11 protein-coding genes are annotated in these 13,114 nt (G+C 60.2%); 4 read left to right on the plus strand and 7 right to left on the minus strand.

Annotated elements, in window-relative coordinates; genetic code table 11:
• Window positions 1-185 precede the first annotated feature (185 nt).
• The 4 genes from CO656_RS26115 to CO656_RS26130 all read right to left on the minus strand — a co-directional run bounded on the left by CO656_RS26115 (window position 186) and on the right by CO656_RS26130 (window position 4,529).
• Window positions 186-1,832, minus strand: coding sequence for a recombinase family protein (locus CO656_RS26115; RefSeq protein ID WP_158255702.1), 1,647 nt, complete (start codon window positions 1,830-1,832; stop codon window positions 186-188).
• A gap of 173 nt (window positions 1,833-2,005) precedes the next feature.
• Complete coding sequence (locus CO656_RS26120; RefSeq protein ID WP_097527698.1) at window positions 2,006-2,365, minus strand: hypothetical protein; 360 nt, start codon at window positions 2,363-2,365, stop codon at window positions 2,006-2,008.
• A gap of 178 nt (window positions 2,366-2,543) precedes the next feature.
• Window positions 2,544-3,311: a hypothetical protein gene (locus CO656_RS26125; RefSeq protein WP_097527699.1), complete on the minus strand. Its 768-nt coding sequence runs from the start codon at window positions 3,309-3,311 to the stop codon at window positions 2,544-2,546.
• Between the two features lie 483 nt (window positions 3,312-3,794).
• On the minus strand, window positions 3,795-4,529 hold the full coding sequence (locus tag CO656_RS26130; RefSeq protein WP_097527700.1) for a WYL domain-containing protein: 735 nt from the start codon (window positions 4,527-4,529) through the stop codon (window positions 3,795-3,797).
• A gap of 72 nt (window positions 4,530-4,601) precedes the next feature.
• Here CO656_RS26130 and CO656_RS26135 point away from each other — a divergent pair, with 72 nt between their 5' ends.
• Together CO656_RS26135 and CO656_RS26140 are read left to right on the plus strand one after the other, a co-directional pair.
• Entirely contained in the window at window positions 4,602-4,925 is a 324-nt protein-coding gene (locus CO656_RS26135) for an antibiotic biosynthesis monooxygenase (RefSeq protein ID WP_097527701.1), read from the plus strand.
• Between the two features lie 46 nt (window positions 4,926-4,971).
• Window positions 4,972-6,048 (plus strand): DNA alkylation repair protein, encoded by a 1,077-nt coding sequence (locus tag CO656_RS26140; RefSeq protein ID WP_210421643.1) that lies wholly within the window; start codon window positions 4,972-4,974, stop codon window positions 6,046-6,048.
• A 449-nt stretch (window positions 6,049-6,497) separates the two neighbouring features.
• Here the strand turns inward: CO656_RS26140 and CO656_RS26145 are convergent, their stop codons facing one another.
• From CO656_RS26145 to CO656_RS26160, 3 genes are all read right to left on the minus strand, one after another.
• The gene (locus CO656_RS26145; protein WP_097527755.1) at window positions 6,498-8,189 is read right to left on the minus strand and encodes an ISL3 family transposase; all 1,692 of its coding nucleotides are present in this window, start codon (window positions 8,187-8,189) and stop codon (window positions 6,498-6,500) included.
• Between the two features lie 744 nt (window positions 8,190-8,933).
• Window positions 8,934-9,758 (minus strand): phosphoenolpyruvate hydrolase family protein, encoded by an 825-nt coding sequence (locus CO656_RS26155; RefSeq protein ID WP_097527704.1) that lies wholly within the window; start codon window positions 9,756-9,758, stop codon window positions 8,934-8,936.
• Window positions 9,755-10,966 (minus strand): Tm-1-like ATP-binding domain-containing protein, encoded by a 1,212-nt coding sequence (locus CO656_RS26160; protein ID WP_097527705.1) that lies wholly within the window; start codon window positions 10,964-10,966, stop codon window positions 9,755-9,757. Before CO656_RS26160 ends, CO656_RS26155 begins: the two co-directional genes overlap by 4 nt.
• Before the next feature lie 132 nt (window positions 10,967-11,098).
• Here CO656_RS26160 and CO656_RS26165 point away from each other — a divergent pair, with 132 nt between their 5' ends.
• Window positions 11,099-11,764: a GntR family transcriptional regulator gene (locus CO656_RS26165; protein WP_097527706.1), complete on the plus strand. Its 666-nt coding sequence runs from the start codon at window positions 11,099-11,101 to the stop codon at window positions 11,762-11,764.
• A gap of 78 nt (window positions 11,765-11,842) precedes the next feature.
• Entirely contained in the window at window positions 11,843-13,096 is a 1,254-nt protein-coding gene (locus tag CO656_RS26170) for an extracellular solute-binding protein (RefSeq protein ID WP_097527707.1), read from the plus strand.
• Window positions 13,097-13,114: the final 18 nt, after the last annotated feature.

Here is a 13,114-nt window from a genome sequence, read left to right on the forward strand (position 1 = left end):
CCTCAAAACGGCCCGCCAAGCGCGGGCCTTTTTGCGTTCGCCTCCCCGCGCAACCCCCGCTGAAGCCGGCACAAGCCTCGCAGCGGTTGAGGAATTTTGTTTTGTCGGCCAGCGACTTGAACGCGCCCGCTGAACGCATGCGGACGTACTCCGCCGATTGCTGATCCCGCAGTTCCCGTGAAACTTCACGCCAGGCTTCCTGGGCGGCCAGGATGGCTGCGAGGCGGCCATGGATGGTCAGCTCCGCCGATTTGCCGTCCGCCGATGGTGCGATCACCACTTTCTGGATAAGTTGGCGGGGCCAGAGATATCCAGCTCTCCTCGACACCGTTCTCCCGCGTTGACAGCATGGTCCTGACTGCCGCAATCGCACTTCTGAGCAGGCCGCCATTGAGCGCCTGCGTCGCAGTAGGGGAGTTAGTAGGTGGAGCAGTAGCCAACTGCTTTGATAGCGTCAGGCGTTGCTGTTCCAAGTCATCCAGCATCTGATCGAGGGCGGGGATGGCAGCGTGCCCGGCCATCAGACGTTCTGCGATCTTCTCACCGATGGCCTTTTGCTTTGTCTCGATCGTGCTGATCTCGGTACGTAGCCGATCTGGTTCCATTGTGGCTCGTTGCTGACCGTGTGTGACAGCCGCTTTGATCTCGCGGTTGATCCGATCGAGATTGTCGGTACCCAGAAGATTGTCGGGCAGGGCCGAGACGACCCGCTCTTCGAGTTCGAAGCGGCTGATCGTCTTGCTGTTCGTGCAGACAATCCCGCCGAGGTGGTCGACCGGCAACTTCTTCTGCCTGTTGGTACAACCGTATCGGTCCCGGGCCATGATCGCGTAGGGACCGAAGCAATGGGCGCATTCCAAGATACCGCTCAGCAAGTATTGCGGCCGGTGGCCTCTGTTCAGGCGGTTTGTGGTCGTCCGGGAAAAGCTCTGTTCGACCTCCATCTGCCGCTTCTTGACGGCGGTCCAGAGGGCATCGGAGACAATCCGCAGATCGGGCTGTTCAGTGACGATCCATTCATCGCGGGAGTTAGGACGCGCTACACGCTTCTCGGTATCTGGGTTCTTGCGGTATTCGCGCCGGTTCCAGACGACACGGCCAATATACAGTTCATTGTTCAAAATGCCGCTGCCACGGCTGACATGTCCACGGATCGCAGTATCACGCCACTTCGCTCCCCGTGGTCCGGGCACGGGGGGGACGCGACTGTTGAGTTCTATGGCCAGCTCCTTCGGCGAGCGGCCTTTGGCATATTCCTCGAAAATCCAGCGGATGATCCGGGCTTCGGCTTCGTCGATCTCGCGCAGACCCGGAATGCGGTCTCCGCGTTCATCATAGGCCTGCTTGACACGGTAACCATAGGCAATCCCGCCGGCAGCCTTGCCCTTCTGGACCGTCGTTCTCATACCTTCCCGGGTGCGGTAGCGCCCTTGTTCAACCATTTCCTGGCTAAGCACTGCGCCGATGTTCATCTCGATGTCGGAAATGCGGGCATTGGCTCTCGCGGTCCAAAGCTCGACATCGTGATAGCTCAGCTTCTTGCCGATCTGCGCGCTGTGGGCGACGTCACGCGAGAGACGATCCGTCGACAGGCATAGCACGATGTCGATTCCGCCATGTTCAACGCGCCGTAGCAGTTGCTGGATGCCGGGCCGCCGCTTGTAGCTCGTGCCGCTGACGGCGCTATCTTGATATGTCTCTACGAGGTGCCAGCCGTGCTGATCGATGGTCGCCTGGCAGCGTTCGATCTGTGTCTCGATCGACTGCTCATCCTGGCGATCGGTCAGCGTGCGTAAACAATGACGTTTTTGCTCATGTAGCCCCCTGATCACCCGGTACCTAGGGAGAAGACCGGGTGGATACAAGCGACAGGTCTTACGGCGGGTTCAAATACCGTCGCGTCGCGCCGATTCCATCGCAAACCCCGTTATATGAAGTAATGGGGGGAGCGATGGACTTTCCGTGAGAACGCCGTTTGGTCCCTGAGACAGGATCAAGAGGCCCCCTACATCGCAATATCGGCCACACCGCCTGCGACACGATTGCCTGAAAATAGATGTGGCTTTCGGCGGAAATCCCAGTTGCCTTCGACATACCTGTCGATGAGATCGCCCAGGACCCGGTCTGAGGCCGCTGGATCAAATCCCTGCTCAACCAGCTTCTCGAGTATAGCTTCCTCGACCTTATTCATCCGAGCCGGATTGCCTTCCCGCTCGGCGAGTTTCGCAGTGTTGACAATCAACCACTGCAACGCGATCCGGGCGATATCGTCGCGGCCGGGGCGGCGCAGTTGCTTCTGCTGGTCGCGATATTCCTGCTGCCGCGCTCTCTGTTCTCGCAGCCGTGTCGCTCTGGATTTAGCCATCACCGCTCCCCGCAAACGCCGTTCGACCGAGAATCGAAAGTATCGTTCGTTGAATCGGTGACTGTCGGTGTCGAGGCGGGCAATATTGCGTGGAGCACGGCAAACAAACGCGTCGACGCATGGCCACTGACGGGGCCCGCTGCACACCTATTGATGTCGAAAGCTGGAATGGTCTTCGTCACGGCCATTCAATCCCGTCCAAATGGCGTACAACGGCGATCTCAGCAAATCCCTGACGGAGGGCCTTGCTCATCCAATCGCAAGCTTCAGTCTCCGAAAAGCGACCAGGCTCATACGGCACGAAGAAGCTTCGACGATACCTCGCCTGCTGGACTGACATCCAGTAGAAGCCCTCAAACCAAACAGTGTTGTCTTCATTACGTAGATCTGATCGTATGAACGCTGCGGTAGCATCCCGGGTTATCGTCTGAATCGCTTTGGCCATATCTTTTGTGACGGAGACGACGAAGCGCGGAATGCGCCCGTAGTCCTCGTCGAAAATTTGCATCTGATACGGATAGTCGAGAATGCATCCGCGATCGTTGAACACCAGTGTTCTGTAGATGTCGATGTAACCGGCAAGGTCCGGATGGGGCTGCACCAATTTGCCCAGAAGTCGCATCGAACACGCATCGAAGCGGCTCAAGGTCCTTCTCGCGAGGCTCCGTAGCTCGGCCTCGTGTTCCTTGCACTGCGCGGAAACCCATTCGCGGTTAAACGGTTGATCGGTCCGAGCATCGACCTTTATGTCCGTCGGCGTGAGGGTCACGGTGACGTCCGTGCCGACAGGCACCGGCTGGCTGACGTAAATGACGGCCTTGTCACCTATAAGCGGCAGGATACGGTCGAACGAGGCTGAATGGTTGGGCGCATCGATGTGCGCCTGGTCGCGCAATTGATGTATGGAATTAAATGTCGACGAATTGAAGTCGCGGCTCAGTTCCATGGCGTGACCTCCATGCCGACCGAAAGATAGAGATTGGCAATTCTCTTCGACAAGGCACACGGAGTCTTATGCACGCACGCAGGCGTGACGGTGTTCAAGTTATTGTTCATGCTGGGGAAATTTGCGTTGATACTGATACTAGGCTGCGGCCAGTCCTTAAACCTGTCAAGCGAAAAAAGCCGCCGACAGGCTCGGTAGATCAGGAGCTGGCCTGCATACCCGACATCCAAATGATCGGATTCGAGTCTCCCCGAACGCCTATGTGACAATCCACATTGGCCACCAACAGCTCACGACCACCATAACGGAGTGGCTCTGCGGACAAACGCCGTCTCGCTCTGAATCGATGATATCGAGACGGGAGTCCACAGCGTTGCGTACGGCGTTTGAATGTGAATCCTCGCCGAGGGGTCACGCGAGGTCGCGCAACGCGATCGATGTGTTCGGCACCGAAGATGTTGGTCCAGACAGCTGCGGCCGATCCTACGGACTGATGGCTTTGATGCCTTCGACGGCGTCCGCGAAATCCTCCGAAGGGCGAAGCCTGAAGGTCTCTTCAGAAATTCTGGCTAGCCGAATGCGGTCGCACCGGAAGCTCCGTACTCCCTGGCGCGATCGATCCCATGCGATGACATACCAGACAGGATAGTTCAGGAGCAGGATTTGCGGTTCGATCTGGCGATCAGAGATTTGCCCTGCCGCGTCCTCGTAACTGATCTGCAGCGCCTTCAATTCCAGAAATGAGGAAAGCAGATCGCCGCTCTCCGGCGCGGGCATGGCGAAGCCTTGCAGGACCGCCGGAGACGCGGGGCCGCCGACGAGAATTCGTTTGCGAAGACCTGAAATCCTGTCCTTGAGGGACGGAGAGAACGAGGCCGTCAGCTTTCTTCTGATCGAACCGAGATTGGCGATCAGCCATGGCGATTGCAGTTGCTCCGCGATGGCGAGGCTCACGAGCAGATCGACGGCTTCCCGATATGTCAGCGACAGGCGTCCCACGCTCCAGTGGCGATCCAGCCGGACGCCGCCCCCTCGACCCCGATCTGTTTCCACAGGAAGGCCGCGTTCACGAAGGATCGAGAGGTCACGCGCCAGCGTCCTGACGCTTACTCGCAATTCGGATGCGAGCCCCCCGAGCGTCATCGGCTCGTCCGCCTTTAGACGACTTGCAAGCACGTCCAGACGTTCGAGGCGGTTTGGAGTTGAGGCACGACCCATTGATCAAATATGACACAAAATGACCTCTATTCCAGTAGGACCTTGGCCGGAAACAAGCAACAGGAGTTCAATATGTCCGACGCCATCGTCGAAATCGCCACCATCCGCCTCAAACCGGGCGTTACCGAACAGCAGCTGGTCGCAGCCTCCGACTCCTTCCAGCGCTTTCTCGCAGGGGTGAACGGGTTCTTGCGCCGCGAACTGCTCAAGCACGGAAATGGCGAGTATGCCGACCTTGTGCATTGGCGTGATCAGGCTGCAGCCGACGCCATGACGGCAATGGCAGGCACCTCGTCCGAATGCATGGCATATTTTGCGCTAATGGACATGGACGGCATGGGCCCAGCCGAAGGCGTCCGGCATTACGCGAGTCTCGCGGCGTACGGCGGGACCTGACATGGAGCCGTTGAAGAACCTATTCTCTCCGGAGCTCGTCGGCTGTATGGCAGGCCATCTCAAGAGACGGCATCCTAAGGCCGACGAGGTCACTTTCGCGGCTACGGTCCTGCAAGAGCTCCCGCCCCTCGAGCTAAAGGAGCGCGCGCAGCTCATCGCCGACCAGCTGATTCGGGTGCTACCGACGGATGCCGGAGAGCGCCACGCGAGCTTGTTGAGCATGTTGCACCCAGACGAGCACGAGCACGCCAACGCGGTATCGGACGCTGATGGCCTGTGTGGGTGGGCCGTCCTGCCGATGACCCTCGTGGTCGGCCAACATGGCCTTACCGACTTTCGCGGAGGTCTCGAAGCCCTGAGGGAGATGACCAAACGGTTCAGTTCCGAATTCGCAGTGCGGTACTTTCTGATCGAGGACCAGTCGACAGCCCTCGACATCATGTCGCGATGGATAGCCGACCCGAACCGCCACGTCCGGCGACTGGTGTCGGAGGGAACACGGCCGCGCCTTCCATGGGCGATGCAACTGCCTGCTCTGGTCCGCGATCCCGCTCCGGTGCTGCCGCTCCTGCAGTCGCTACGCGACGATCCCGAGCCCTATGTGCGTCGATCCGTATCCAATCACCTCAATGACATTGCCAAGGACCACCCGGGGCTTGTCGCGGATCTCGTCGAGAAGTGGATCGTGTCTGCATCACCCGACAGGCGCTCGCTTCTCCGCCACGCCTGCCGCACACTGATCAAACGCGGCGATTCTCGGGTCCTTGCGGCATTCGGCCAACATCCGCCAAGAGTGAGCTGCGGCGCGCTAGAACTCTCCTCCACATGCCTCGCCATGCCCGGAGTCCTCGGCATGTCGGTGGAGATTACATCGCTGGCAAAGGACGTCCAAGATCTCACCGTCGACTATGTCATTCACTTTCGCAAAGCCAATGGCTCCTTGGCACCTAAGGTGTTCAAGGGATCAGTCTTCTCCTTACGCCCGGGAGAAGCCCGCCGTTTTCGGCGCTCGCATCGATTTTCGCAGATCACGACACGCAGACACTACGGTGGAAGCCATGGCGTCAGCCTCCGGATTAATGGCGAGGACACAGACGTCGTGATGTTCGACTTGAGGGTGTAAGAGAATTGGACCTCCGGTGATTGGCACGCTCGACATCAGGCCGGAGCCGAAGCGCGTCGCGTCCCAGTGAGACGCGACTTCCTGAGAATTTCGGCAAACTCCGCTCACGCGTAGAGGGCGTTAACGCCGTGATATTGGCCTGACCCAATCCCGATGCGCTCGGCATACACAATCAGCTTGTCTGGGAGCTCGAACCCCGAATCCCGAGCCCAGCGAACCATAATGCAAAAGAACGCGCCGGCTGTGGGGAATGCACCGCCGATGAGATAGTCGCCGTCCAGCCACTCCGCGATCAGCGACAGCCGTTCGGTGATCGCCCGTCATTTTGCTGACGCAAAAGCCAGTTGAGGGCGAGAATGCTGCCGTTGAATCACAGAATTTGAGGATGAACCCTTAAACGTGAGATTGCGGCTGTTTCAGCCAGGTTTGGCATTTAAAGCGGGTCTTCCTCACTTTGTGTGGTGATGAGAATTGTTGAGCGGCAGCATGCGTGCTCTGAGGAGCTCCGGGCCTGCTCTGCCATACATCGCGCGTTTGATCGTCTTCAGGCGGTTGATCTGGCCTTCCGCCTGGCCGTTGCTCCAGGGTAGTTCGATGGCGTTGCGGACGGCGCCGATGTCACGATGCAGGACCCGCGCGAACCGGACAATCGTGGCGAGCCCGGAGTGGACGGCATCGCCGATCCAAGTGTCGAGCTTGCTCGATTCACGGCTCCGGAGAATGCCACGAAATCGTAGGGCAAGGCGGCGCCTCAGGGCAAACTCATGTGATCCCTGCTTCAGCGCATCGACCTTCCGCGCCTGATTGATCGTCAGCATGCCTCGCGGCTTCATGCAGAGGGCAGCTGCGACTACCGGCGAGATCACATGGCCGGTCTCCGGATCCCGTATCGGAACAGCATCGCGGACTGGTTCATAGTGTGTGATCGGAGCCGGCGACGCGCTCTCCTTGGCTGCCCTCCCGGCACGCCGCCAGCCTGCGAGAAGGCGCTCGAGATTTGAGAAACTGCCCGTGTAGCCGCGCTGTTTGATATCGTGAAACAGATGCCGTCCGCAGCGATTGCCATCTTTCCAGCACTGGGCGAGAAATGTCTCGAAATACAAGGGTGACGTCGGTTTCAGCGCTGCCCTGCGTCGGTCGGGTGGCGTTTCGAAAGTCAGCCATTTCGCGATGCTGCGCCGACCGTAGCCAGTTCGACGTGCGATCTCCGAACAGGACAGCTCTTCCTTGCGCAAGGCGTGCGCAGTATCGAACACCATCTGCCGCGATTGCCGATGGGCGTGCCGCACCCAACGCCGATGCGTTGCATCACCGTGCGGTTCATCCTCAATCGGGTCGACTTGCGCGCTGCCGATCTTCTCAGCCAGCAAGGCTCGTCCCGTGGCGCGGCCGGCAAGGCTCATCTGCTCCTCGATTGCGACCCGCAGATTCTGTAGGAGATGGAATCGATCAGCCACCTGGCGCGCTTGCGGCGCACCCTCGCGAACAGCCTGCGCGTAAAGCCCGCATCGGTCTCGGCTGACGATCTCGACAGAAGGGTGCCGTTCCAGCCATTGCGCCGTACTCGCCACGCTCCGGTCGTCGAGGATGTCGACAACCGAACGGCACTCCAGGTCTACGATCATCGTGCCGTAACGCCACGATCGCCGCCAGCTCCAGTCATCTATGCCGACGACGCGGATCGTGGAGTCGCAGTGAGCGAGCGCGGCATGCCGCTTTAGATGCCGCAGGATCGTATCGTCGCTGACCGGCATGCCAAGCCGTCGCATTAAGCGCTCGCCAGGACGGCCACCGGCGCTATGACCGAGCAGACCGACAATCTCCGCAACCCTCCTTGTCCTGCGCGCATAAGGGGAAGCAATCGTCGGCAGTCGATCGGCGAACGTTTGTCGTTCACATTGCTGATGCGCGCACCGCCAGCGGCTCAGCCGAAGCTTCACCGTCACGGTTCTGCCCTGAACCGGCAGATCCTGAAGGCTTCGGTTGGACCAGCCATGCCGATGCCGGGTCCGCCGTCCGCAGTCAGGGCAAATACCGAAAGCTGGTCCGGCAGCGGAAACAACCCAACTGCCATCATCAGCGAGCGCGATACCCAGAACTTTGACCCCTGGGCCGGGCGACCATTTCGTTTTCGTTTGCATGCCCGCCCATAGCGGCAGCATGTCTAACGGCAAGTGAACCACACAAACTGAGGAAGACCCCAATTAAATGCAAAGCGACAATACGCTCCGGCTTCACGTTGATCTTTTTCGCGACGACATCGAGCGGGATCTCGGCGCGGTCAACCGCCCAAGCCAGAACCTTCTCGTTCATCATTGCGTCGGTCATGTGCTGCGGAGCCTGCGGATATATGGCACTTCGTACATATTGGAATTTGGTAACGAAAGCTTATGCGAAACTTTCGCACAAGAATAATGCTTTCCCGAGGCGGCGACGCGAGACGGGGAGCTAGCACTTAGACGCGTTTGTAGAGCCCCCGACGCGATTGCTCGCCATCGGACGAAGCCGCTTCCGACAATATGTGTGGCGCTGCTTTCCTAAATTCAACGAGTATGCGGCTGGTCAGCATCGCGTCGGCAACGCCAGTGACTCAGGTCCATAGCTGCGCCCTATGCCGCCTTCCATAAATCATGGGGTCTGCGGATCGTATCCCTTCATTCCCGTCTATTTAGCTCCGATATGCTCCTTGTCTCGCGATTGACGTTGTCAGATCAAGTACTTCCACATATGGTACGTTCCGAGGACCTTAGAGCAGTGGATATGGCTGCCATAGGGTCGTTCCCCGGCTTGACGCTCGCGGCTTCCATGAAGGCGTTTGCCGACTTTATCTGCGACATTGCCCGCAACGTCGCCGGTTCCGGCTTGGCCGCGTTGCACCGCCACACCTATATCTTCGCGAAGTCCATGACCTGCGCCCTGATCGCGACTTCGGTCGGTAGACGTTCCATCGAGCTGGCACCATAAAAGCCGTTACAGCCCTTGCAGCGGGCAAGCACATAGGCCGCATCCGCCGGCATGGCGATCGGACCGCCATGGCAGAGCACGATGACATCGTCGCGCACCGACCTTGCGACATCCGCCCATACGTTGATCTTCTCAACGCACCCGTCGAGCGTCAGCGCCGATTCCGCGCCGATCGCACCTCCCGTGGTCAGGCCGAGATGGCAGACCACAATATCGGCACCGGCCTTGGTCATGGCGGCGGCGTCATCGCTGCTGAAGACATAGGGCGTCGTCAGCATATCCTTGGCGTGCGCACGGGCGATGATGTCGATTTCCAGATCGAAGCCCATGCCGGTTTCTTCGAGATTGGCGCGGAAGGTGCCATCGATCAGCCCGACGGTCGGAAAATTCTGGATGCCGGCAAAACCCATCGCCTTCAACTCGTCGAGGAAGTGATCGGGCAGCATGAAGGGATCGGTGCCGTTGACGCCGGCCAACACCGGCGTATGGCGCACGACCGGCAGAACCTCGCGGCCCATCTCCTTAACGATCTCATTGGCATTGCCATAGGCGAGCAGGCCGGCGAGCGAGCCGCGCCCGGCCATGCGGTAACGCCCGGAATTGTAGATTACGATCAGGTCGATGCCGCCGGCCTCCTCGCTCTTGGCGGAAAGGCCCGTGCCGGCGCCGCCGCCGATGATCGGCCGGCCCTCGGCGATCTTGCGGCGGAGCTTGCTCAGAATGTCGTTTCTGTCGATACGGGTCAAAATTCCCTCCTTGAGGCATGGATGTCACGGAAGTTGGCGACGAGTGCCGCGGCGAATTCCGGGCTGTTGATATGGGCGTCTATCTCGACGAGACGCCTGTTCGGCGCCTCGCGCCAGCCGTCGCGGATGGCGGCAAACAGCGCCGCGTCGGCTTCGGGGTCATGGAAGGGCTGACCGGCTGCGTCGATGGCCGAAACGCCCTGGAGCGGCAGCAGAAAGCAGACCGGGCCCCGCATCCGGTTGAGCCGCTCGACGATGAAGGCGCCGATCCTGCCGTTTTCCTCCGGCGTGGTGCGCATCAGCGTCACCTGGGCATTATGGACATGAAGCCTGCGGTCGCGGAAAGGCGCCGGCACGGTTTCCCGCGCGCCGAAATTGACCATGTCCACGGCGCCGACCGAACCGACATAGGGCAGGCCGGTGCGGATAATGGCGCCGAAGCGATCCTCGGTCGCTGGAAAGACACCGCCGACAAGGAGATCGGGAACCTCGGTCGTCGTCACATCGATCACGCCCTGCAGCAGGCCGGAATCGGCAAGTTTCTCCATCGACTGCCCGCCGACGCCGGTCGCGTGGAAGACGTAGATTTCATGCGTCTTGCCGAGCATCTCGCGCAGCTGAGTGACGCAAGCGGTGGTGACGCCGAACATGGTCATGCCGATGCCCGGCCGGTCATCGTTCGAGGCGGGGACGGGATGGCGGGCCATGCCGGCGGCCGCGTTCGCCGCATTGCCGATCACCGTGCGCGATATCGCATTCAGGCCGGCGATGTCGACGACCGAATACATCATAGTGAGATCGTTCGGCCCGACATAGGGCGCAACATTGCCTGAGGCGACCGTCGAAACCATCAGTTTCGGCAGGCCGATCGGAAGCGCCCGCATCGCCTCCGTCACCAGCGCGGTATTGCCGGTTCCGCCAAGACCGAGGACGGCGCCGATGTCATCACGCGATCTCAGGAACGCCGTCAGCGCGCTGGCCATGGCCGAGACCGCTGTTCCCCGATCGGTCTGCCCGAGCACGGCCGCCGCACCCTCGGGATGGAATTCCGCAATTTCGCGCGCCCGGAAATCGGCGCCGGCGCCTTCCCCAAGCGTGCCGACATCAACCAGGACAGCATCGGCGCCGGCCGAAAGAACCACTTCCTTGGCATATTTCAGTTCGGCGCCCTTGGTGTCGCACGTGCCAACGACATAGACCTTTCCCATTGGTTTTCTTCCTCTTTTTGATCTTCTCTGTGCGTTTCCGATAAAACTCCCCGATATTTTGTATTTTCCATATTGTATATTATTTCACATATTGCATACTTAAATAATGAACGCCAGACGGAAATGGAGACTATGAACGCACCGCGCCACCTCACCCTTCGCGAGCGGATCTATGAGGAGATCGTTCGGCTCATTGTCTCCGGCGAGTTGCCGAGCGGTGTGTCGATCGATGAAAAGGAGCTGACGGAGCGCCTGCAGGTCAGCCGTACGCCGTTCCGCGAAGCGATCGGCACGCTGGCCAAGGAGGGGCTGATCGAGATCAAGCCTTACCGCGGCTTCTTCGTGCGCAGCTTCACGCCGAAAGAAGTCGACGACCTCTACAATCTGCGCAAGACGCTCGAATGCTTCGCCGTCGAGCTCGCTGTTCCCGAGATGAGCGACCGGCATATCGCCAATTTCGAGCGCATCCTGGACGAGGCGGTGGCGGCGCTGCGCCGTGGCGACATGGCGACCTACGGCATCCGCGACAAGGAATTTCACGAGACCATTGCCGAGCTTTCGGGAAGCCTGCCGCTGATCGAAACGCTGGCGCGGCTCGCGCTGCAGATCCAGATCTGCCGCTCGATCGCCAATGAGAGCCGCGACCTCGCCGAAAGGGCGGCCGAGGAGCGCGATCAGATCCTGCAGGCCTTCCGGACGCGCGACATTGCCCGCGCCAAGGCGCTGATGCACGCGCATATCAGCGACGTCCAGCAGGCCGTCATGGCGCGCTTTCAGAAGGAAAATCCGGCGAGTTAACCGGATGCATGAAGGAGAGGGAGGTCTCCTCTTCAATAGCGAGAACGTGGCCGTGGAGCGGCCCAGGAGGAGGGAACGATGCTGAAATTTCTTGCCCGCAGCGCAGCGGTTGCGGCGATGGTCGCCGCAAGTACGCTGGCGCATGCCGAAACCTTGAAGATCTGGGGGCCTGAGCAGATCACGGAACCGCTGGTCGCGCAGCTCTGGAACGGTATCAAGGCCGATTTCGAAAAAGCCAATCCCGGCGTGACCGTCGAGTTCATGCCGCCGACCGGAACGATTAGCAATGGCGCGGTGCAGGGGGCGATCCAGTCGGATGCCGGACCCGACGTGATCCTCACCAATTCAGGCATCGGCCGCATCAGCGTCGTCAAGAACGCCAAGCAGGTCATGCCGCTGACCGAGCAATATGAAAGGCGCGGCTGGAAGGACCAGATCTATCCCTGGCTCTACACCGAGCTGAAGGGCCAGTTCGGCGGCGAGATCTATGAAGTTCCCGATGGCCTCGATGCACTCGGCATCTGGTATCACAAGGATATTTTCGCGCAGGCCGGCTGGAAGATCCCGGCAGGCTGGAGCCAATTCGAAACGCTGATGAAATCGATCGAGGAGACCGGCCTGCAGCCGATCGCCATCGGCCCGCGCACGCCGGGCAGTGCCGGCCATCTCTTCGGCAACCTGCTGCAATCGGCAAGCGGCAAGGAGGTGATCGGCAAGGCGCTGCGGCGCCAGATCGCCTGGGATGATCCTTCGGTCGCCGCCGGCGCGATCCGGCTGCAGAAGTTCGTCGAAGCGGGTTACATCAAGAAGGAGATGGCCGGCCTCGATCTCGACGGCGCATCGCGTCTCTGGTTCAACAAACACGCGGCCATGTTCGTCGCAGGCCCCTGGTTCACCGCCAATGCCCGCAAGGCCGGCTATGACCTCGCCAATGCCGGCTATGCGCCCATGCCGTCCGACATCAAGGGCGCGTCGATGCCGACGGGCGGCGTCGGCTGGAGCTGGCTGGTGCCGGTCAATTCCAAGCAGCCGGAACTCGCGATGAAATGGATCGACTTCATGCTGTCGGATGCGGTCATGACGAAACGCGCGCAGGATCCGGCGAGCACGATGATCTATCCGCGCGAGATCCCCGGCATCGAACCGCCGACGCCCGTGCTGAAGGAGATCTTCGCGGCTGCCGCAGGCGGCGTCGGCTACAATCCGAGTGTCTATCTCCCAGGCACCGTGCTCGACACCTACTTCCAGGTCATTCAGGGCCTGATCTCCGGCCAGATCGGCGGCGAGGAAGGCATGAAGCAGATCCAGGCCAAAATGGCAGAGGCGAGGTAGTGGTCATTCCAGAAACGC

This window comes from Sinorhizobium sp. FG01, assembly GCF_002531875.1.
Taxonomy (GTDB): Bacteria; Pseudomonadota; Alphaproteobacteria; order Rhizobiales; family Rhizobiaceae; genus Sinorhizobium; species Sinorhizobium fredii_C.